Origin of the sequence: Synechococcus sp. CBW1107, assembly GCF_015841355.1 — a bacterium.
In the GTDB taxonomy this organism is placed as follows: Bacteria; Cyanobacteriota; Cyanobacteriia; order PCC-6307; family Cyanobiaceae; genus Regnicoccus_A.
Map to the genome: position 1 here is coordinate 2,449,837 of NZ_CP064908.1, position 19,868 is coordinate 2,469,704.

General features: G+C 64.1%; 23 protein-coding genes, 1 tRNA gene and 1 pseudogene. 13 read left to right on the top strand and 12 right to left on the bottom strand.

What is annotated here, in order from left to right:
- Positions 1 to 14: 14 nt before the first annotated feature.
- The 6 genes and pseudogenes from I1E95_RS12795 (at position 15) to I1E95_RS12815 (ending at position 4,006) form a co-directional block, all read left to right on the top strand.
- Positions 15 to 740 carry a hypothetical protein gene (locus I1E95_RS12795; protein WP_197162809.1) on the top strand — a complete coding sequence of 242 codons (726 nt, stop codon included), beginning with the start codon at positions 15 to 17 and terminating at the stop codon, positions 738 to 740.
- 188 nt (positions 741 to 928) lie between these two features.
- Positions 929 to 1,177, top strand: a complete 249-nt coding sequence (locus I1E95_RS12800) for a hypothetical protein (RefSeq protein ID WP_197162811.1) — start codon at positions 929 to 931, stop codon at positions 1,175 to 1,177.
- Positions 1,178 to 1,259: 82 nt separating this feature from the next.
- The gene (locus I1E95_RS12805; protein ID WP_197162812.1) at positions 1,260 to 1,469 is read left to right on the top strand and encodes a hypothetical protein; all 210 of its coding nucleotides are present in this window, start codon (positions 1,260 to 1,262) and stop codon (positions 1,467 to 1,469) included.
- A gap of 2 nt (positions 1,470 to 1,471) precedes the next feature.
- Positions 1,472 to 2,209 carry a J domain-containing protein gene (locus I1E95_RS12810; RefSeq protein WP_197162814.1) on the top strand — a complete coding sequence of 246 codons (738 nt, stop codon included), beginning with the start codon at positions 1,472 to 1,474 and terminating at the stop codon, positions 2,207 to 2,209.
- A 70-nt stretch (positions 2,210 to 2,279) separates the two neighbouring features.
- Positions 2,280 to 2,481: pseudogene (locus I1E95_RS16955) on the top strand (short-chain dehydrogenase); the annotation flags it as partial.
- Positions 2,482 to 2,485: 4 nt separating this feature from the next.
- Positions 2,486 to 4,006, top strand: a complete 1,521-nt coding sequence (locus tag I1E95_RS12815; RefSeq protein ID WP_197162816.1) for an alpha-amylase family glycosyl hydrolase — start codon at positions 2,486 to 2,488, stop codon at positions 4,004 to 4,006.
- A 165-nt stretch (positions 4,007 to 4,171) separates the two neighbouring features.
- Here the strand turns inward: I1E95_RS12815 and I1E95_RS12820 are convergent, their stop codons facing one another.
- The 5 genes from I1E95_RS12820 to ftsH all read right to left on the bottom strand — a co-directional run bounded on the left by I1E95_RS12820 (position 4,172) and on the right by ftsH (position 9,118).
- The gene (locus tag I1E95_RS12820; protein WP_197162818.1) at positions 4,172 to 4,750 is read right to left on the bottom strand and encodes an NADPH-dependent FMN reductase; all 579 of its coding nucleotides are present in this window, start codon (positions 4,748 to 4,750) and stop codon (positions 4,172 to 4,174) included.
- A 538-nt stretch (positions 4,751 to 5,288) separates the two neighbouring features.
- A tRNA-Ala gene (locus tag I1E95_RS12825) sits at positions 5,289 to 5,361 on the bottom strand.
- Between the two features lie 129 nt (positions 5,362 to 5,490).
- A complete protein-coding gene (gene lexA, locus I1E95_RS12830) occupies positions 5,491 to 6,129 on the bottom strand; it encodes a transcriptional repressor LexA (RefSeq protein ID WP_197162820.1) in 639 nt (212 codons plus the stop codon).
- A 79-nt stretch (positions 6,130 to 6,208) separates the two neighbouring features.
- Positions 6,209 to 7,180, bottom strand: a complete 972-nt coding sequence (argF, locus tag I1E95_RS12835; protein WP_197162822.1) for an ornithine carbamoyltransferase — start codon at positions 7,178 to 7,180, stop codon at positions 6,209 to 6,211.
- Between the two features lie 57 nt (positions 7,181 to 7,237).
- Positions 7,238 to 9,118: an ATP-dependent zinc metalloprotease FtsH gene (gene ftsH / locus I1E95_RS12840; RefSeq protein WP_197162824.1), complete on the bottom strand. Its 1,881-nt coding sequence runs from the start codon at positions 9,116 to 9,118 to the stop codon at positions 7,238 to 7,240.
- A 123-nt stretch (positions 9,119 to 9,241) separates the two neighbouring features.
- Between ftsH and I1E95_RS12845 the strand changes: the two genes are divergently transcribed.
- The 3 genes from I1E95_RS12845 to I1E95_RS12855 all read left to right on the top strand — a co-directional run bounded on the left by I1E95_RS12845 (position 9,242) and on the right by I1E95_RS12855 (position 11,045).
- Positions 9,242 to 9,874: an SOS response-associated peptidase gene (locus tag I1E95_RS12845; RefSeq protein ID WP_197162825.1), complete on the top strand. Its 633-nt coding sequence runs from the start codon at positions 9,242 to 9,244 to the stop codon at positions 9,872 to 9,874.
- Between the two features lie 84 nt (positions 9,875 to 9,958).
- Positions 9,959 to 10,744: a potassium channel family protein gene (locus tag I1E95_RS12850; protein WP_197162827.1), complete on the top strand. Its 786-nt coding sequence runs from the start codon at positions 9,959 to 9,961 to the stop codon at positions 10,742 to 10,744.
- Positions 10,745 to 10,799: 55 nt separating this feature from the next.
- Entirely contained in the window at positions 10,800 to 11,045 is a 246-nt protein-coding gene (locus I1E95_RS12855) for a Nif11-like leader peptide family RiPP precursor (protein WP_006171849.1), read from the top strand.
- 28 nt (positions 11,046 to 11,073) lie between these two features.
- Here the strand turns inward: I1E95_RS12855 and I1E95_RS12860 are convergent, their stop codons facing one another.
- The gene (locus tag I1E95_RS12860) at positions 11,074 to 11,358 is read right to left on the bottom strand and encodes a hypothetical protein (protein WP_197162829.1); all 285 of its coding nucleotides are present in this window, start codon (positions 11,356 to 11,358) and stop codon (positions 11,074 to 11,076) included.
- Positions 11,359 to 11,365: 7 nt separating this feature from the next.
- Positions 11,366 to 11,986 carry a rhomboid family intramembrane serine protease gene (locus I1E95_RS12865; protein WP_231594628.1) on the bottom strand — a complete coding sequence of 207 codons (621 nt, stop codon included), beginning with the start codon at positions 11,984 to 11,986 and terminating at the stop codon, positions 11,366 to 11,368.
- A 15-nt stretch (positions 11,987 to 12,001) separates the two neighbouring features.
- Here I1E95_RS12865 and I1E95_RS12870 point away from each other — a divergent pair, with 15 nt between their 5' ends.
- The gene (locus tag I1E95_RS12870; RefSeq protein ID WP_197162831.1) at positions 12,002 to 12,499 is read left to right on the top strand and encodes a DUF427 domain-containing protein; all 498 of its coding nucleotides are present in this window, start codon (positions 12,002 to 12,004) and stop codon (positions 12,497 to 12,499) included.
- Positions 12,500 to 12,523: 24 nt separating this feature from the next.
- On the opposite strand, the gene I1E95_RS12875 is transcribed toward I1E95_RS12870, so the two are convergent.
- Both I1E95_RS12875 and I1E95_RS12880 read right to left on the bottom strand, forming a co-directional pair.
- Positions 12,524 to 12,709 carry a hypothetical protein gene (locus I1E95_RS12875; protein WP_231594629.1) on the bottom strand — a complete coding sequence of 62 codons (186 nt, stop codon included), beginning with the start codon at positions 12,707 to 12,709 and terminating at the stop codon, positions 12,524 to 12,526.
- A 107-nt stretch (positions 12,710 to 12,816) separates the two neighbouring features.
- The gene (locus I1E95_RS12880; RefSeq protein ID WP_197162833.1) at positions 12,817 to 13,854 is read right to left on the bottom strand and encodes a fatty acid desaturase; all 1,038 of its coding nucleotides are present in this window, start codon (positions 13,852 to 13,854) and stop codon (positions 12,817 to 12,819) included.
- Between the two features lie 239 nt (positions 13,855 to 14,093).
- Here I1E95_RS12880 and I1E95_RS12885 point away from each other — a divergent pair, with 239 nt between their 5' ends.
- Together I1E95_RS12885 and I1E95_RS12890 are read left to right on the top strand one after the other, a co-directional pair.
- Positions 14,094 to 15,137: an AI-2E family transporter gene (locus I1E95_RS12885; protein WP_197162835.1), complete on the top strand. Its 1,044-nt coding sequence runs from the start codon at positions 14,094 to 14,096 to the stop codon at positions 15,135 to 15,137.
- A gap of 45 nt (positions 15,138 to 15,182) precedes the next feature.
- Positions 15,183 to 15,791, top strand: coding sequence for a DUF3598 family protein (locus I1E95_RS12890; RefSeq protein ID WP_197162837.1), 609 nt, complete (start codon positions 15,183 to 15,185; stop codon positions 15,789 to 15,791).
- On the opposite strand, the gene I1E95_RS12895 is transcribed toward I1E95_RS12890, so the two are convergent.
- Together I1E95_RS12895 and I1E95_RS12900 are read right to left on the bottom strand one after the other, a co-directional pair.
- On the bottom strand, positions 15,782 to 16,270 hold the full coding sequence (locus I1E95_RS12895) for a hemagglutinin (RefSeq protein ID WP_197162839.1): 489 nt from the start codon (positions 16,268 to 16,270) through the stop codon (positions 15,782 to 15,784). The genes I1E95_RS12890 and I1E95_RS12895 overlap by 10 nt on opposite strands.
- A 53-nt stretch (positions 16,271 to 16,323) precedes the next feature.
- A complete protein-coding gene (locus tag I1E95_RS12900) occupies positions 16,324 to 16,602 on the bottom strand; it encodes a DUF427 domain-containing protein (RefSeq protein ID WP_197162841.1) in 279 nt (92 codons plus the stop codon).
- Between the two features lie 553 nt (positions 16,603 to 17,155).
- Here I1E95_RS12900 and I1E95_RS12905 point away from each other — a divergent pair.
- A complete protein-coding gene (locus I1E95_RS12905) occupies positions 17,156 to 18,328 on the top strand; it encodes a hypothetical protein (RefSeq protein ID WP_197162842.1) in 1,173 nt (390 codons plus the stop codon).
- Between the two features lie 16 nt (positions 18,329 to 18,344).
- On the opposite strand, the gene I1E95_RS12910 is transcribed toward I1E95_RS12905, so the two are convergent.
- Positions 18,345 to 19,865 carry a peptide ligase PGM1-related protein gene (locus tag I1E95_RS12910; RefSeq protein ID WP_197162844.1) on the bottom strand — a complete coding sequence of 507 codons (1,521 nt, stop codon included), beginning with the start codon at positions 19,863 to 19,865 and terminating at the stop codon, positions 18,345 to 18,347.
- Between the last annotated feature and the right edge of the window lie 3 nt (positions 19,866 to 19,868).

Genomic DNA, 19,868 nt, shown 5'->3' on the forward strand with positions numbered 1-19,868 from the left:
GTTCATTCCCGGCCATGACATCCACTCTGACATTCACCTTCAGGCTTGCTCCTCCCCAGCCAGGGGAGGAGTCCATCGCCTGGCGGCAGGTGATTGCTGATCATCAGAGTGCCCTCAGTGAAGCCAGGACGCTGCGGATCCTGCGCTGCCCTGCCGGCTGGAGCGGCACTCTTGATGAGCTGGTCCAGGAGGGTCGGGCCACGACCTCCTGCGAGGACCCCTTCGCCGAGGGATCCGCCCCCGGTTCGACCCGGGAGCATCTCCTCTGTGATGCCCTCATTCCCTGTTTCGATGTCTCCCGCCTCTGGCTGCAGGTTCATCTTCTGGAGTACGGCGACGTTGATTCCGCGTACGAGTCACCACTGCGTTGCCAGTGGCTCGATGCTGTTCCCCTGAAGCAGCTGACCAACGAAACCTGCTGGTTCTATCCAACCGAGGACGGTCATTACCTGGCTTCCGAGAGAGCCTGTTCGGTGCGTTTCGGCCCAGGCCGGCTGGCTGAGGCTTTACCGATCTCCCAGGCGTGGTCCTACGACCGCGGCGATCTACGTCTTCTCTGGTCGTTGATGGCCGATGACGAGGATCTCAGCTGCGTCGGGCTCACCTACCAGCGCCGCCGCATCGAATTCCCCCGGCAGTCTGAAGTTCCGGCGGCCAGCGCCACCTGGTCCTCCTTCCGGGTGGATGGCATGGCGGATCCATCCTTCCAGCGCCTCTCGACGATCTCCACCTACGGCTGAAGAATTTCGGACGAGTGACTGGTGCCGAGATGCCCGAACTGGTGCAGTACATGCCGAAGTCTCAACATCTGGGAGTCTTGTGGCGGTGATCCCTGAGGCTGCGTTGATCGCATTCACGCGGCTGCAATCGTCAACCCGTATGCAGGCAGAACTACGATAGAGTCACTTCGTCTGACGCCTTTCTGGTGATGATTGTGATCAAGATCGCGAACTCTTCTTCGGTGGTGGCCTCGCGTATCGGTCGCTTTCTTGCCGATCTCACCCCCAGCGGTTTCGATCAGAACAAGGTGGAGGACGAACTGATGAAGCAGCTGGTGGAACAGCTGACTGCCCAGGGCATTCAAGGCGAGGTGGCCGCCGTGCGAGGCATGGATCTGCACAACAAGGAGTTCACGGTCGAGCAGCGAGTCCAGGTGCGGCGACATCAGGTTTTCTGATCCGGTCCGGATCGATCCACCCGAGCATCGCCTTCCCTGTGCCAGTTCACGGCCCCATCCTCAGCTGAGCCCTGGCTGAGCCATGGTCCTGGAGGATCCCCTGGCCGTGGGCCTCGTGGCCATGATCGGCATCCACGCTCCTGTCCATGGTGAGACTGTGCGCGCCTACGTGACCCTCCATCCCGAACAGCCCGCTCGCAGCGGGCCCGACCAGATCTCCCTCGACGCCACCGACAGGATTGATCATCTGGCTCTGCTGCAGCTGGCCGCTGCCGCGCTTCGGGTTGATTGAGGATGGGGTTCGATCCGCGCAGCTGGGCCCGTGCGCCGGCCCGGGGAGCCCAGGTCACCGCCAACATCGACGCGCTGCTCGCCGAGAACGAAGCCCTGCGCAGGGAAGTGGCTCTTCTGCGCCAGCAGTTGTTCCACCAGCAGTCCCCGGGTCCGGCCTTCAGGGGGGATGTCAGTGCCGAGCGGGTGCAGGTCTGGGCTGAGGCGCTCGCTCGCCATCCCCGCTGGCGTGAACTGCGAGTGGGAGCCTCGGCGCGGGTGGGCGAGACGCTGGTCTTCAGCGGTCTGCGCGGCCTGCTGGAGCACCAGCGCGCCCAGTGGAGCGATCCGCGCGCCCAGCTGGAGGAGGAGCTTGATCGCTGCCTGCCAGGCCTCGGTCGCTCCCTGAGACAGGCTCTGCGTGGACCCCAGACCAAGGCTCGCCTGGCGGTTCGGGTTGCCTTTGCCATCCATGGGGTCCGGGCCCCCGAGTGGCTCTCGGAGTCGCCCTGGCGTGTGGTCGACGACCTGCTGGAGCGGATCGCCGCCCTGGAGCAGTCCACCCGCCCGGCCCCGGCCGAGGACAGCTCCGATCCAGAGCGGGCCGCCGCCTTCGCTCTCCTCGGTCTGCGCTGGGGTGCCTCGCGCGAGGCCATCAAGCGGGCGCACCGCCGCCTGGTGAAGACCCACCATCCCGACCAGGGTGGAGCTGTGGACGACTTCCGCCGCATTCATGCCGCCTACCAGCTGCTGATGGCCTGAGACCGGTGCCTGGGACGGGGATCCCCCATACGATTCAGCCGATCAGCCCATCCCAGCCCGGTCGCACCATATGACCAGTCGGATGGGATCGATCGCGGATAACCGCTCCGGCGGCTCCTACGGCTACCGCGTGTCGAAGGTGGCGCTCTGCATGGCCGGCACATCGTTGGCACTCGATCTCCAAGCGCGGGGTGATGGATCGCCTCGATGCCCTCAGCCTGGAGACCTCTGGGACCTTCTGGCATGCCAATGGTGAGGTGTTGCCCTGGTGATCCGATGAAGCTTCGTTCGCTGGCCGGTTCCATCACCGGCCTGATCCTCTCGGTCGCTGGGTTCGGGGGAGGCCTCCTCGGCTTCGGCGCTGAAGTCAGGGCGGATGTGATCCTGCATGCGTTCGATTGGTCCTACGCGGACATTGCCGCGAAGGCCGAGGCGATCGCGGCAGCTGGGTACAGGGCGGTGCTGGTGACGCCTCCTCTGAAATCACCGAAATCAGGGAGTTGTGAGTGGTGGCTGCGTTATCAGCCCCAGGACTTTCGGGTGATTGATCACTGCGATGGCAACAAGGACTCTCTCGTGCTCGCGATTCAGTCTCTCCAGGCTCATGGTGTGAGGACCTATGCCGATGTGGTGGTCAATCACATGGCCAATGAACGGAACGGGGCAACCGTCTTTCCCGGTGATGTTGTCTTGCGTGAGTATGCAGCGAACCAGCGGTATTGGAGTCGACAGATTCTCTATGGTGACAGCAACGGCAATGGCATTCTGGATAATGGAAAACTTCCTGACGATGGGACCCCTGACGGGCTTTTCGGCCCCACGGACTTTCATCCGGCAGCCTGCATTCGCGATTACAGCAATCAGCTCTCAGTGATCCGTGATCGCATCTGCGGTCCGGATCCTGATCCCGGCCTGCCGGATCTCAGGGACACGGACCCCAGCAGCAACTGGGTCAATGACCAGCGTCAACAGTATGTTCAGGCTCTCTACGACCTGGGTGTGCGGGGCTTTCGCATCGATGCGGCCAAGCACATGCCGTATGGTGCCATCAAGTATTTTGTGCCCGATGAGGTGGCCAGAAACTCCCAGGTCTTTGCTGAGATCATCACTTCTGGCGGTGCATCTTCCGGAGACTTCCAGCGGTTTCTGGAGCCTTACCTCCGAGAGCTGCCTCCACAGTTCGGGGCCTATGATTTTCCCCTGCTCAATGCGCTGAAGCAGGCCTTCTCCTTTGGCAGGCCCCTCTCTGATGTGGCCTTTCCCTGGTCCAGCGGACATGCTCTGGAGAACAGCCGTGCCGTCACTGTGGTTGTCACGCACGACATCCCTTATAACGATGTCTTCCGGTCACTGATCTTTGATCAGGGCGCGGATTCATCCATTGATGAGGATCTGGCTTATGTCTACATTATGGGCAGAGATGGTGGTACGCCTCTGGTGTTCGACGATCAGTCGGATGGACGATCCAATCATGGGCGTTGGCGAGGCGTCTGGCATCGTGACAGGATGCGGCGCATGATTGCGTTCCACAACCGCATGCAGGGCAAGCCGATGGAGGTGCTGGCTGCTGACGCCTGCAGCCTGCTCTGGCGACGCCTGGAGGCTGGAATCGTGGCCATCAACAAGTGCGATCAGGAGCACTTGATCACGGTGGACACCCGCTTCAGATTCAAGTGGAACCACCCCTACCGGGACATGCTCACGGATTCTCTCTTGCCGGAGATCAAGAACTCCGCGTACACCTTCAGGTTGCCGCCACGACGTGCACAGATGTGGACTGCAGAGGAAAATCGATAACTTGAAACAATGAATTGACTTGAATTCTCTTGGCTCTGATAGGCTTCATGGGCTTATCGCTTGCCCGGGCTGGCTGCGTGTACGTCGGTGAATCTGACCGGTCTGACGACAAGACCTCAGCGCAGACGTGCTGGATCATACGATTTTCTGAATCGCAAGGTTGAATCAGGTATTCAATCTGAGGCTAACACTTGTAACTCTGGCGCCCAATTTCATGATTGCCTCCTGTTGCGATTCGTCATGTAAGTTGCCATTGGCGTCGAATGCTTGATGAGCGGATCCGATTGCCTTTTGATCTGGCAGTACAAGCACGCCAATGTTGCATAGAATAGAACGGACATGTGCTAATCCGCGCAGGCCGCCCAGTCGTCCGGGCGAGGCGCTCATCAATACGGCAATTTTGCCGTTGAAACAGGCTAAGGGGGGTTCGCTTGGTTCGGGACGCGATGCCCAATCAATCGCATTCTTCAGCAGCGGTGTGATTGAGCTGTTGTATTCCGGACAAGCAATCAGAAATCCATGATGTTCTTTCAGCATGGCCTTGAGTTTGACGGCGTTGTCTGGCAAGCCCTCCGCCCTCTCCAGGTCTTCGTCAAAGAGGGGCAGAGGCAGATCGCGAAAATCCAGATCGGTGACGTCCGCTCCTGCGGCTCGGGCTCCTGCCCCAGAAATCTTCACCAGTTTTTTATTGAAGGAGTCGCTGCGGGCACTCCCGGCAAAGGCGAGAATCTTGATGGTACTCATGGGGGTGTTGCTGAAGGGCGTCCCGGACAGGCTTGATCAATGGAGCTGCAGCTGGTTGCGGTGGTCGATGCCCTATGGACAGGAGCTGTGGAGACATGGATCAACAACATGTAACTTAGCCGCGACCATCAACGGATCGGCCTGGAGACCCTCATGTTTATCCGTGTGTCTGATGTCCTGCTGATTGTTGCTATCGACGGATCCTGATCATCTCTGTGAGTTTCGGATCTTCGTGGGGGGCGTCTTCAGGACCTCCGCCAACGGGCATATCGCGTGTGGTTGAGCTGCTGCTCCAACCATCAGCGTTGAGTCCTCGTGAATGGCGCGCTGTTTGTCCATGCTCTCCCCGTCGTCGCTGAAGCCGAGCGGTTTCCTGCCCATCACTCCCCCATCCTGGGAATGGAGCATGCGATTCATGCTGAGAGTCCTGCACCGCGAAACGGCTCGATGGACCAGGGTCACCTCAGCAATGACATGGAGCGGACAACAACCGCCCATGACTGAGCCCGCTGACGGGGGTGGTCGTTTGAAAAGTCAATGGAGCCAAGCGGACTCGAACCGCTGACCCCCTGCATGCCATGCAGGTGCTCTACCAGCTGAGCTATGGCCCCATAGGTTGGCCAGGCAAACCGAGCGCTGGTCGCTCGGCTGGGCCCTGAGGGCCCTTGCTTTGGCGCCAGAAGAGCTTACATCGCAGCGGTTCACCCTTACCCCACGTCCCTGTCGGTCCGAGGCTGCGCTCAGACCTGGCGCCAGACCGCCACCATGCGGCCCTGGACGGTGACCTGTTCGGCATCCAGTTCAATCGGGGCGTAGGCGGGATTGGCGGCTTCCAGACGCACTGTTCCTCCCTTGCAGCTGAAGTGCTTCAAGGTGGTGCCACTGCCGGCCACGTGGACCGCCACGATCGTGCCAGGCCTGAGACGGGCAGGATCGCTCACGGGCTCCATCAGCACGATGTCCCCGTCGTCGATGTGGGCGTCCACCATGCTGTCCCCGTTCACGGTGAGGGCGAACAGGCCCCGAGTGTCCAGCAGCGGCGCGAGATCGAGGCGCTCGCGCACGTCGTCGAAGGATTCGATCAGGCCGCCGGCAGCCACCGAGCCCAGCACCGGAATTCCGCCGGCGCCGGTGGGCCCCAGCAGCTGCAGGGTGCGCGCCTGGCCTTCCTGCCACGTGATCCAGCCCTTCTGCTGCAGGTGCCTCAGACGGCTCTGAATCGGCGCTGGGGAGCGCAGCCCCATCGCCTCCATCATCTGGCGGATCGAGGGACTGTGGCGGTGTTGCTGGATGTACTGCGCCAGCCAGTCATAGAGCTGCTGCTGAGCGCTGGTGAGCTCCTGACCGCTGGGTGCGGTTGGCCTGGAGGAAACGATCACCGGCAGTACGCATGAACCATGACCCCAGTGTTCCCCCGGGCGCGCCGGTTGTCTACCCCCCAGGGCACGGGCCGACGCTTCAGAGGCAGGGTGTTTCGGGGTCGGCCAGCAGGGCCGCCAGCAGGGCCTGCTGCACATGCAGACGGTTCTCCGCCTGATCGAACACCCGGCTGGCGCTGCCTTCGATCACACCGGCGCTGATTTCCTCGCCGCGGTGGGCCGGCAGACAGTGAAGAACGATCGCGCGGGGGTCGGCTTCCGCCAGCAAGGCCTCGTCGACGCAGAATCCCGCAAACGCCTGCAGGCGCAGCTGCTGCTCCTGCTCCTGACCCATCGAGGCCCAAACATCGGTGTAGAGCACCTCGGCTCCCCTCACCGCCGGTACCGGTTCATGCAGCACCGAGACCGTGGCCGTGCGGCCCGCCAGGGCCTGGGCCCGGGCCAGCACGGCGGGATCGGGCCCAAAGCCTTCGGGACAGGCCACGCGCACGTTGATTCCGAGCAGGGCGCCGCAGAGCATCAGCGAGTGGGCCATGTTGTTGCCATCCCCCACGTAGGCCAGGGTGAGGCCGGAGAGGGAACCGAAGCTTTCGCGGATGGTGAGCACATCCGCCAGGGCCTGGCAGGGGTGCTCCAGATCGGTGAGGGCATTGATCACTGGAACCGAGGCCCAGTGGGCGTACTCGACCAGTTCCTGTTGCTCGAAGGTGCGGATCGCCAGGGCATCCACGTAACGGCTCAGAACCCGTGCGGTGTCGGCCACAGGTTCACCGCGTCCCACCTGGGTCACGGCGGGGTTGAGGTCGAGCACCTGGCCTCCGAGGCGGCCCATGGCCACGGAAAAGCTCACGCGGGTGCGGGTGGACGCTTTCGTGAAGATCAGGCCGAGCGCCTTGCCGCAGAGGTCGAGGCGCAGGGTGCCACGTTTGAAGTCTGCCGCCAGCTGCAGCAGCGCCAGGGTCTGCTCTGCATTCAGATCCGCTGAAGACAGCAGATCCCGGCCACGCAGGCAAGCGAGACCGGGATAGTGCTGACTGAAGTGCGGTCCCATGACCCCATTTCAAAGAACCCTTATCGGGGAGAACGTACCCCCGCGTCAAGGGGCGGATCAGACAGGAGCCAGCACGGCTTCGCTGGGCAGGGTGCTGGAGGCCAGCAGCTCCTTGAGCTCATCCCCCTCGATCACCTCCTTGTCGAGGATCTTGCCGGCGATGTCCTCGAGAAGGCCACGGTTGCCGTGCAGGATGGCCAGGGCCCTGTCGTGGGCCCGGTCCACCAGGGCCCGCACCTCCTTGTCGATGGCCTGGGCGGTGGCGTCGCTCACTACCCGGCGGGGGTTGCTGGGTCCGCCGAGGAAACGGCTGCCTCCCTGCTTGTCGTAGGCCAGCGGGCCAAGGGTGTCGCTCATGCCATAGGTCCCCACCATCTGCTCGGCGATGTCGGTGGCCCGCTGCAGGTCGTTGGCGGCGCCCGTGGTCACCTCGCCGAAGACGATCTCTTCAGCGGAGCGGCCGCCCAGCAAGGTGGCGATCTGGCCTTCGAGGTCCTCCTTGGAGTTCAGGAAACGCTCTTCGGTGGGGAGTTGCAGCGTGTAGCCCAGGGCCGCCATGCCGCGCGGCACGATCGAGATCTTGGCCACCTTGCTGCCGCCGGGCATGAGATGCCCCACGATCGCGTGTCCCACTTCGTGGTAGGCCACCACCTTCTTCTCATCGGGCTGGAGCACGCGGCTCTTCTTCTCGAGGCCCGCCACCACCCGTTCGATGGCTTCGTTGAGGTCGCCCTGCTCCACCGTGGTGCGGTAGGCGCGGGCGGCGAGCAGCGCAGCCTCGTTGACCAGGTTGGCCAGGTCGGCTCCGGCGAAGCCGCTGGTGGCCTGGGCGATCTTGTCGAGATCGACGCCATCGGCGAGTTTCACCTTGTTGGCATAGATGTCGAGGATCTTCTTGCGGCCGGAGAGGTCGGGACGATCCACCAGCACCTGTCGGTCGAAACGGCCGGGCCTGAGCAGGGCGGCATCGAGGGTTTCGGGCTGGTTGGTGGCGGCCAGCACGATCACCGGCTTGTCCTGAGCGTTGAAGCCGTCCATCTCGGTGAGCAGTTGGTTGAGGGTCTGCTCCCGTTCGTCGTTGCCGCCCACCACACCCATCGAACCGGAGCGGCTCTTGCCGATGGCATCGAGTTCGTCGATGAAGATGATGCAGGGTGCCTTCTTCTTGGCCTCCTCGAACAGATCACGCACCCTGGCCGCACCAGCACCCACGAACAGCTCCACGAACTCGGAGCCGGAGATGATGAAGAAGGGCACACCGGCCTCGCCGGCCACCGCCTTGGAGAGCAGGGTCTTGCCTGTTCCCGGTGGGCCCACCAGGAGCACACCCTTGGGGATGCGGGCGCCGATGGCGGCATAGCGCTCGGGATTCTTGAGGAAATCGACGATCTCGTTCAGCTCAGTCTTCGCCTCATCCACGCCGGCCACATCGGCGAAGGTGACGCGGGATTCCTCATCGGGCACATACACCTTGGCCTTGGATTTGGTGAAGCTCAGGGCTCCCTGAGCTCCGCCTCCCATCTGACGGCGGGCGAAGAACTGCAGCACCAGGATGAAAATCAAGGGCGGCACCACCCAGCTCAGAAGCGTGGTGAAGAAGTTGGGCCGTTTCGGAGGGGCGGCCGCGAACTCGACACCCTTCTGCTCCAGGCGCTGGGGCAGGTCCATGTCGAAGATCGGGGTGGTGGCGAGCACCGAGGGGGCGCCTTCTTCGGCATCAGTGATCTCGTAGCGGATCTGATCCTGGGTGATGTAAGCCCGTTTGACATGGCCGTCGTTCACCTGATCGATGAACAGGGAATAGGGCACCCGGGGCACCTGGGCTCCCGTGTTCGGCAGGAAGTTACTGAAGAGCAGCAGGACCCCGAAGCCGATCAGCACCAGGTTGATGATTCCGAAGCGCCTGTTCGGGCGGTTGTCGTCCTGGCGTAGAGCCATGGTGGCGGGCGCGGCAATGGAGCCAAACTAGGCGGAGCGCATCTGACGGTGACCCGCGCCGCGTGGGTGAGAACCGAACGTCACCTCAGCCCTAGCCTGCGCTTCTCCCCACTCCTGGTCGCCATGTGTGGTCGGTTCTGCCTCACCACCGACCTGGATCGGCTCCTGCCCCGACTGGGCGGCCGCCTGCCGGCCGAGCTGGAGCGGCACTACGCACCCCGTCCCCTGATCCAGCCAGGCCAGCCGGTACTGGCACTGTGCCAGGAGCACGGGCTGATCGCCAGTGCCCTGATGCTCTGGGGCCTGCTGCCGGAGTGGGCCAAGGATCCTCTCAATGCGCCGAGGCCCTTCAATGCGCGAAGTGAAACCGTGGCCGAGAAGGCCTCCTTCCGTGGCGCCTGGCGGCACCGCCGCTGCCTGCTGCCGGCCGATGGCTTCCTGGAGAAGGGCTGGCTGATCCGCCGGCTCGACCGGCAACCCTTCTGGCTGGCGGGGATCTGGGACCGCTGGATCGGTCCCGACGGCAGCGAACTGGAGAGCTGCTGTGTGCTCACCACCAGCCCCAACGCCCTGGTGAAACCCCTCCACCAGCGCATGCCCGTGCTTCTCCCCGATGGTCTCGAGCAGGCCTGGCTCGCTCCGGCCGATGGGGCCGGCCTGCGGGCTCTCGAGCCCCTGCTCACAGGCTGGGATCCCAGCGGCTGGGAGGCCCTGCCGCCGCAGCGGTCCCGGGAGCAGCTCTCTCTCTTCGCCTGAACGGCTGGCTCGGCGTCGCCTTCGTCACAATGCAGGACAGGCCTCCCGACGGCCTCTCCGTCTTTCGAAGCTCCACTCACTCCCTTGCGCTTCCCCCATCGCGCCAGACTCACCAGCGAGGCACGCCAGAGGCGCCGTCACCGCTTCTATGCCCACCTGCTGCTGATCACCCTGCTGGTGATGGCCTGCCTGGCGCTGGCCAGGAATCTGCACAGCCTTGCCGGGATTGGCTACAGCCTGACCACCATGCTGCTGATGGTGGAACTGGAAGGCTCCATCCGCCATGGCGGCAAGGTCAATCGCCTGGATCTGCCCTACCGGCTGCTCGGTCTGCTCACCCTGCTGGCCCAGTGGTTCTGGTACTTCACGCCCTTGACGCACCGAGAAAGCGGCTGGCCTCTGCTCGTGCTCACCACTCTGTTCGTGGGCTGGAGCGTGCTGCGTCTGGTGGGGTTCCTGGCGGAGGAACAGAAGGTGAACGGGAGGGTGCTGATGGGGGCTGTCTCGGGTTACCTGCTGCTGGGCCTGACCGCAGGCCTGTTGTTCACGGGTCTGGAGACGATCCAGCCCGGAAGCTTCTCGAGCCTGCACGACCCTGGGGGGTCGCTGTTCGCCACGGGTCCGATCAGCCAGGCCAGTCCCCAGGTGCAGCTGCTGGATTTTGCTCGGCTCAACTACTTCGCCTTTGTCTGCCTGAGCACCCTGGGCCTCGGTGATGTGCTGCCGACCTCGCCCCTCTCCCAGATGAGTGCCGTGGCTTTCAGCGTGATCGGCCCGATCTACATGGCCATCGTGATGGGGTTGCTGATCGGGCGTTATGCGGCCGGCAAGGGGGCCCGGACGGATCATGATGAACCTCCTGGCCCCTGAATCCGCCGGCGGGTCTCCGCCTGGGTTAGTACGGAAGTCAGTTGAATCCTCTTCCGTGGGCCTGCATCACCTGGACGCCTTCCTGCTCCATGCCCGCAGCTCGGCGTCGCTGCAGGAGCGCCTGCAGCAGCCCCTTGATCTGGAGGCCTTCCTGCAATTGGCCCGCCAGGAGGGTTTCCCCGTTGAGGAGGGCGACGTGCTTGCCGCCCAGCAGCGGGAGGAGGGCCAGCTGAGCGATGAGGAGCTGCAACAACGGGCCGGCATCGAAGCCCGGCGGCTACGCACGTTCATCCCCGGCTGAGCCGTCAGCGCGGAGATCAGTCCGGCGATCAGCGCAACCGCTCCTGCCCCTGGCCGAAGGGAGCACGGCTGGGCTGAGGCTGATCGCTCAACCAGGCCAGCACGGCGCTCAGTCCCAGCAGCACGGCCACGGGCAGCAGCCAGCTGCGGCGTTGCCCCCGGCGGTCACCTCCCAGCCGGCTCAGGCGGCGAAAGCCACCGGCGCTGGGGGTGACACCCGCACCCAGAGGCAGGCTGCAGCGGCCGCAGACCATCCGACCGGCGAGGCTGCGGTCGCGCCGGACTTCCCAGCTTCCGCAGCGGGGGCATGACATCAGTGGGTCATCTCCTGGTCATTCCCGCCGGCTCCCGGTACACGGCCAGGGCGGCGAGCACCCCGCCGGCGAAGCCGCTGACATGGCCGATCCAGCTCACTCCTGCCGGAGTGAAGAAGGGCAGCAGGCCGGGCAGGAATCCGCCGTAGCTCACCAGGCTGAACAGGGAGAGCAGCAGGGGCAGCGGGCGCCGCTCCAGGAAGCCGATCACGATCAGGTAGCCCACCAGAGCGAAGACCACTCCGGAGAGTCCATGGCTGCCGTTGCTGGAGAACAGCCAGACCGGGATCGCCATCACATACACCCCCACCCACACGGCCAGGTAGTCGTGCCAGCTCTTGAGCAGCACCAGCCAGGAGAGCGGCAGGAACCAGAGGCTGTTGCCGAGCAGGTGGCCCAGGTCGGCGTGGCTGAACGGGGCTGTGACCACCCCGAGGACTGAACCCCCCGGCAGCATCGGCAGATTCCAGGTCCCGGCAAAGAAAATCTGATCGATCAGCTCCTGACCCCAGGCCACGGAGAGGATCAGCAGGGGAATCACGGCGGTGCCGCCGAGCCGGCTGAGGACGCGATCCAGGCCGCGGCGCTGCCGAACGGGTGAGGGGTTGGCCATGCTGACCATTGTCATGGCCAGGGCCTGCGAATGGGGATCAGCGAGCCGTCCAGCGACCGCCAGCCGGAGCGGGTCCGTGACTTTCCGCGACCCCCGGCGCTGGTCCCATCGAAGGCCTGGATTCAGGTGCGGGCCCTGGGGGAGCTGCTGGCGGACACTCGTCGCTCCCTGATGGTTCTCGAAACCTTCCATCCGCCCACCCCCTACCTGCCTCCGGAGGATCTGCGCCTGGATCTGCTGCAGCCCGCCGCGGGGCGCAGCTTCTGTGAATGGAAGGGCCTGGCTCGCTACTACGACGTAGTGGTGGGAGAGCGCCGCCTGGAGCGGGCTGTGTGGTCGTACCCACAACCCACGGCCGCTTTTGCCGCCATCGCCGGCTGGTTTGCGGTGTACCCGGCTCTGATGGATGGTTGCTGGCTGGACGGGGAACTGGTGATCCCCCAGCCCGGCGGCTTCTACGGAGGCTGGATCACCTCCCAGGTGGAGGGCCCCTTCAAAGGGGACCCTGACCATCCCGAGTTGATCTGAGCCGGGCCGGGACCATCGTTGTGGTCAGGCCGCTGCCGCTGGCGGCACACGGCAGCCGATCTGGATGCGTCCGGCGTCGAGCAGGCGGCCCAGCCTGAGGGCTGCGGCCTCCTCCTGACGATTGAAGGCCGTCTGCTGGGCGGCGACCCAATTGATCTCCTCCTCCGTGATCACGCCGGTGCTGAGGCTTTCGAGGAACAGTTCACCCATGCCCATGAGGGGTCCAGCGACGTCGTTCAATCGAAACTATGTCCGGTGTCGGGTTCGGTCCAGGGATGCCACAGCTTTTTTAAGAGCTGCTCCCGGAGTTCAGCCGCTCAGGCCGAGGACGACGGGATGGGCGAGAGGGTTTCGCTCTGCCGGTCCCAGAGCACGTACTTGAAGCAGCGGGGGATATCGGCGATGGTCAGCCGCGTGGCCCCGCTGAGAAGGGCGGCATTGCCCTCCTGGCAGGCCCGCAGGTGGTAGTTGGGGATGCGCTCACAGAGATGATGGATGTTGTGGCAGCCGATGTCGGCGGTGAACCAGTTCAGGATCCCCGGCAGCACCAGCAGGCTGGTGCCGGTGATCGCGCCCTCGATCGGGTCCCACCCTTCGCTGCGGTGGGCGTAGGAGCCTTCGAAGTTGTGCTGCACGAAGAAGATGCAGATGAACAGCGCTGCCGAAGCGGCCATCACCAGTGAATACAGGCTCCAGAACAGGCCGGCACCGATCCAGTGGCTGAGAAGCACCCAGCTGGTGATCACGCAGAGGTTGTTGAGCAGCAGATCGATGAATTCAGCTTCGCTGTACCACTGCTTCGACTGGAACGAACGCACGAGCTGGGGCCAAGGGGTGTGCCAGTCGGCCCGGAGCTGCGCGATGACATGGCCGAGGAACTGGACGGTTCCCAGCAGCAGAGCCAGCCGGGGCTTGATCACCAGGTAGAAGAAGCCGCCCGGAAACAGCATCAGGGGGTGGCGCAGGAGCCGGTACACGCCCTGAGCACCGGGGCTGAGCTGCTCGTACTGCTCCAGGCTGATCAGCGCCGAGGGGCCCCGGTAGAGATCCCAGTTGCCGTTGTGCTTGTGGTGGTAGGCATGACCCTGCGACCAGGGGTACTGGGGGATGGCATTGATCACGCCCAGCACAAAGCCGACGGCCCTGTTCAGCCGTTTCGAGCTGAAGAGGGACTGGTGGCCGCAGTCGTGCATCAGCGAGAAACAGCGCCCCGAGAGCAGCACCAGCACCACCAACAGGGGTGGAGTGAGCCAGAGCGACACATGGGCGACGGCCAGCGTGGCAACCCACAGCAGCAGGTAGGCGCCGACGGTGCTCAGGATCTGCCAGACGGCCAGGCGATCATCGCTGGCCATGAAGGGCCTCAGCACGAAATCGCTGTAGCGGATCGTTCTGTCGGACGGGTTGGATAGGGGCTCCGGGGGAGGAGTCTCGAGCAGAGCGGAGGCGTGCAGAAACCCAGTCCCGTTGATCGGTGAGCCTAGGAAGGCCCCATGGGTTCGTTGGCCCGTGGTCTTAAGTCAATCCGCTCCTTTTCGGCCGGGTTCCACTCCGTTCAGCGAATCTTGTGGGCTGCCGGCTCCGCTCCTCCTCCATGAATGACTCCAACGGTCCGGCCCGGCAGCGGCTGAGCAACTCCGCCCTGCTGCGTTTCCTGTTGCTGCTGGCCTGTGGCTGGGGGGTGGTGCAGCTGATCGACTACTTCCGAGCGGTCCTCGTCGTCTTCATCGCGGCGGCGGTGCTGGCGGTGCTGCTCGACGATCCGGTGCGGCGGCTGGCGCGCCTGGGTTGCGGCAGGGGCCTGGCGATCCTCATCACCGTGTTCGCCGTGCTGGCGGTGGCCAGCCTGTTCGTGGCTGTGCTCGGGTTCCAGTTGATCAACCAGGGCAGCAGCCTGCTCAATGACCTGGTGCTGGGCTTGAAGCGTCCGGATCTGCCCTTTCACGGTTACCTGAACACGCTTGAGCTCTCGAAGGTGCTGGAGCTTCTGCGCGCCAGCCTCGGCACCGGCCTCGGCGTGATCGGCGGAGCCTTCAGCAACGTCTTCGGTGGTGTGTTTCTGCTGGTGATCGTGGTCTACATGCTGATCGACAACGGGGCCACCTGGAGCCAGGTCCTGCGTCTGCTGCCGGAGGACGTGCGTGGCCGCTTCGACCGCAGTGTCCAGAAGAACGTGCTGGGGTTCCTGCGCGGTCAGATCACGCTGATGATCTTCCTCAGCCTGGCCAGCTTCCTGGTGTTCGCCCTGCTGGGGGTGAAGTTCTCCCTGGTGCTGGCGATCGTGGTGGGCGTGCTGGATGCCATCCCCGGCATCGGCGCCACCCTCGGGGTGATCGTGGCCTCCAGCCTGGTGTTCCTGACCCAGGGCCAGTGGCTGGCCCTGCAGGTGGTGATCGCCTCGGTGGTGCTGCAACAGATCCAGGACAATCTGATCCATCCCCGGGTGATGGGCAGGGCCCTGGAAATCCGGCCGGTGGTGCTGTTCTTTGCCCTGTTCGTCGGCGAGCGGCTGGCGGGTCTGCTGGGGGTATTCCTGGCCATTCCCGTGACCGGCATGATCCTGGGGTGGGGCAAGGAGAGCGAGGAGGCCGACCCGCTGCCGGAGGCGGAGTCGACCCTGCCGCCGGCCGCGCCCTAGCCCGGGGGTTGCCAGCATCGGAGGACCGCCGCCTTCAGTCCACGCGTGTCCAGCCTCAATCGCCGCCGCACCCTGCTGGAGCACAACGCCGGGTCGTGGGAGGGAACCTTCGTTCGCCTTGATGATCAGGGGCTGGAAAGCGAGCGTTTTGGCACACGCCTGCATGTGACGGAGACCGACGGTCAGATCGAAGCGGCCCTCACCTACCTGAACACCGGCAAGGTGGCCACGATGCGCTTTGCCGAACCGCCGGCCTTGATGGCGATCAGCCCTGATGGGCACTGGAGTCTCGGCCCCGACAAGACCGGCCCCTGGCCAGCGGTGATGGAGCTTTGCCTGGTGGACGGCGATCGCCGCCGGCGAGTGGTGGTGCGCCACGGCGCCGAGCGGCTCGAAAGCGTGGTGGTGGTGGTGGAAGCGCGCCCCGGGGTGGTGGATCCGGCCCCGGCGCCCCCCCTGCGGGCCAGGGTTCTGCCGGGCGGCGATGGTTCATGCAGCGGCAGCTGGCAGCTCACCGACGACCTCACTCTCACCACCGCCCTGGAGCGCCGCTTCGGCGAGCCCCTGGCCGTGAGGCTCCGCTGGAGCCCCCTGCCGGGGCGGGAGCTGGTGCTGGAGCGGATCTACGGCGCCAACGGACTGCCTCAGCCCTGATCGCGGCAGATGTGACCACCACGCCAGCACCAGACCCATGGGGGTACGGCCAGCAGCTGGCGCAGGTCGTCGCGCTCACGCAGGCTCACGGGCTGGAATTCGCTGGCGATGTTGAAGTCCTTAAGGCGTTCAGGCTGATTCAGCACCAGGCTCCCCTCCGGCCCCGACACCGAGCGGTGGTAGGTGTCGATCGGCAGCTCCAGGGCTCCCATGGCCCGCTCCAGATGCACCACATGGTGGGGCTGCTCCCAGCCGGGATTGAGCAGGGTGAAGGTACGGGTGCCAAGAACCACCAGGTTGTGATCCACCTGGTGGTGGTGCACGTAGAACTGCATGAAGTCACCGTCGTCGGGTGGGGACACGGCCGCCCCCTGGTGCAGCACCACATCACTGGCGTTGCTGCCGGCCACGCTCGCGTCGAAGAACGTGACCGCCGGGGTCTCCCGGAAGACGTGGATCGGAGTGAAGATGAGTTTCATCGCCTGCCGGGAGCCCGCTGCCTCCTCTGTAGCCAGGCCAGGGGCCAGGAGGCTCAGTTCACCTGCACGCCCTTCCAGAACGCCACACGGCCCTTGATCTCAGCGGCGGCCGGCTTGGGCTCGGGATAGAACCAGGCGGCATTGGCGTTCACCTGATCCCCCACCACCACGTCGTAGTAGTGGGCTTCGCCTTTCCAGCCACAGACGCTGCGGTGCGACGACGGGCGCAGGTGCTCGAGCACGAGTGCCTCGGGCGGGAAGTAGGCATTGCCTTCAAGCTTCACGATGTCGTCACTGGCGGCGATCACGGTGTCGTTCCAGCGGGCTTCCATGACGTCAGGGCAAAGAGGATTCATCCTGCAGCCCCGGCCGCTCGGTTGTGGCCGATGAAGCCGTGGGGGCGCATGGTCAGCAGGCAGAGATGGCTCTGCCATGGCCGGCCAGAGCCAGCACGGCGCATGCATGGCTGTCGCAGGGAAGGTTCCGGATAGGGCTTCGTGGACGGGTCCGGGAGTTGGAGGCTGTGTCCGCGATCCTTGATCCTGTCCAGATCCATGACCCGGAGGCTGAACAGATCGATTCCATCCAGGCAGGGTGCAGGGTGATGTCCGGTTCACCTCTCGGACTGGCTCCAGCGGTTGTTGACCGCTCGTCCATCCAGATCTGGTCCGGGATCAAGGTCTGGCCGGTTGGTGGTTCGGGTGGGATTGTGAATACAGGGTCTCATCGATTCTCAGAGACTGGGACTACAGTCAGCTCGGTAATGCTTGCAGAGGCTTTCCTTCAAACAGTGAAGCTTCAGAGAATCATTCTCTCTTTTCACTCGATGTCATATCCATTATTTAAGATCGAGCCAGAGTCTTTTTGACGTCTTAATCGCTTCCATTGCGTGACTCCAGTGATCCACTGGAGTCACTCGCCGCCTTCGTCGATCTTTCTGTTTACCCATTTACAAATCGTAGTGACATTGTTAATCCAGGTCAGCCCCTGGAGCTTCCGAGTGGAAGCGTCGCTTACAGCCTGAATGGTTCTGATCAGCTGATTGGAACATCATCCAATTCATTTTCCCTGGCGACGACTGATGTCCGAAGGCTGAATGGCATCCGCCTGAGTGACGGCAGTTTCCTGTCTGCTGGAAATGGCAATGACAAGCTGATTGGAAGTGTTGATCTGGCCGGAGTCGGAGGTGATTACAGGGTGGGATGGGGGATCAATCTCCGCTACGGGGCGCTCTATTCGGCTGGCAATGGCGACGATGAGGTTGTGGGATCAGCCAGGGCTGACGATCCCAATGCCTACGCCTACTGGTTGGCTGGAGTGCTTGTCGGTGAAGATGGCAGTACTGTTCTGCTCGGTAACGGAAACGACAGGCTCACGGGGGTGGCGCAAGGATTCATCAGTGAAGAGGGTGGTATAGCGGGTATTGGTCTATTTGATGAGCAGGCGCTGGAAGGCGGTACCTCTTCAATCTTCGCTGGACATGGCAATGATCGGATTATCGGTGAAGCTCGCGTTGATGGAATCGTGCCAATCGATTGCGATGATCCGCTGTTGACGGTTGTGCACGGAGTTCATGGAATCAGTGCCCTTGGGGCACCCCTGGATCCGAATATTGGCTTTGCTGGCACGATCTCTATGGGGAACGGCAACGACGAGGTGATCGCCAGGGCCAGTATCGGTGGCGTGATGGTGGATGGCTTCGGCGACGGAATCCTGGTGGACATGGGCTCCGGCAATGACCGGCTTGAGGGCTTTGGTGACTTCGTCGGAGTTGGCGGCAGAGGCAATGATGTCTGGGATCTTTCTGCCTACAGCGTGAACGATTTCCAGATCACGCTTGTTGATAATGAATCAAAATCAGTCGAGTTTTATAGAGCTGAAACGACTCTGACTCCCCCGGCTGGGACACGGGATACCTGTTGCCCGAGGCCACTGCATCCATCAGTGAGTTTGAAACCTTCATCTTCAATGACGGAGTCTTTCCATTCTCTGATCTCCCCTTCGCCTGAGCCATCCCGGCATCAGTCTCTGACTATCGATGTCGATCCTTCAGGATGACCTGCTGATCTGATCTTCATCCACGCAGCGCCTCCGCTCCGGCGATCAGGCGCTCCGCCGTGGCTGCGTAGATGCGCTCGGCTTCCTCGGGACTGCGGCCGATGCAGGTCATGCCGAGCTTGCCGAATTCCGAGAGGCAGCCCAGCAGGTGGAAGATGCTGCCGCGCGGTTCGGCCGGGTCGAAATGCAGACCGGCGGCGGCCACGATGTCGATCAGGTCCACCGGCAGCAGGCCCCGCAGCCTGGGGTCGCAGAGGTTGTCGGTGGCGGCATAAAACAGCGGCTGGCCGGTGGGTGAGCGGAACAGACCGCTGGAGGCATCGATGTGGCCGTTGGTGGCATAGCGCAGGGCCATGTAGGGGTGGGTGGTGCCGCCTTTGCGCAGGTTCACCTCGATCGCCTGCAGATCCCAGCGGTCTCCGAAGCGGCGCGCCACGAAATCCACCGCATAGCGCTCCAGGGCGCCCTCCGCCGCCAGCGCCTGGCCCACCGCCAGCCCGTGACGCATCAGGTCCGCGCGGTAGTGCTCCTCGGCGGGAAAGCGGCAGCCCAGGTAGGTCTGTCCGCTCACCCCGCCCAGCACCTGCTCATGGGTGGAGAGCACCTCCACCGCCCCGCCCGGGTGGATCATCCCCTGCACGCTCGGAGAAGCCAGCTCTTCGCCCCCCAGCAGCCAGGCCTCCACCAGCGCCCCCTGCTCCCGCAGCAACTGACGCCACTGGGGCGGTGGCATCTCCAGGCTCTCGAGGGCCTCCCGCAGACGGATCCTGCGCTCGCGGCCGCTGCGCTCCGCCAGCTGCAGGGGCGCCAGCTCCAGGGGGGCGTTGCCTTCACCGCTGAAGCCCTGGTCCAGCTTCACCACCACGCGGCTCAGCTCAGGGTGGGCTTCCCACAGCTCCGCCGTCGCATCCGCGAGGGCGTCGAGGTCGAAGACCAGGGGGCTGCCGGGTGGATGGGGCACGGCGCAGCGGCGGAACAGCTCTCGGCTGCCGGCCTTGCCGCCCCAGTGGCTCAGAGCCGGATCGGTGCCCAGCAGCGGCACCTGCAACCGCTCCGACAAGCGCTTCTCCTGCTCGGTCACGTTGAAGCAGGTCATGAAGCTGCGTCCCGGCCGCAGCCGTTCACGGATGCGCTCCAGCAGCGCCGGCCGCTCCAGCAGTTTTTCGGTGAGGGAGCGGGCGGAGGCGTCGTCGGTGTCGAACAGCTGCAGGCGCCGGCGGGCGTGGGAGGCGGGTACCCCCGGCAGCAGCTCCAGCACCGCATCCACCACCAGCTCCGGCAGCAGCTTGCTGGTGATGTACACGGCCCGCACGCCCGGATCCCGCAGGCGGATGAGGGAGAACAGCTGCCGTTCCTCGTAGTGGTGAGCACCGGTGACCAGCGCCATCTGGTGGTGATCGAGGCTCAGCGAGGGCACCACCAGCAGATCCCAGCCCTCGCTGCTGCCCTCGCGCCCGTGGGTCTGGTCGCCGTCGGGGTGGAACTCGCCCCATTCCGGCCGAAGCTGGCGTTGGAGTTCCGCGAAACTCAGGCTCATGGC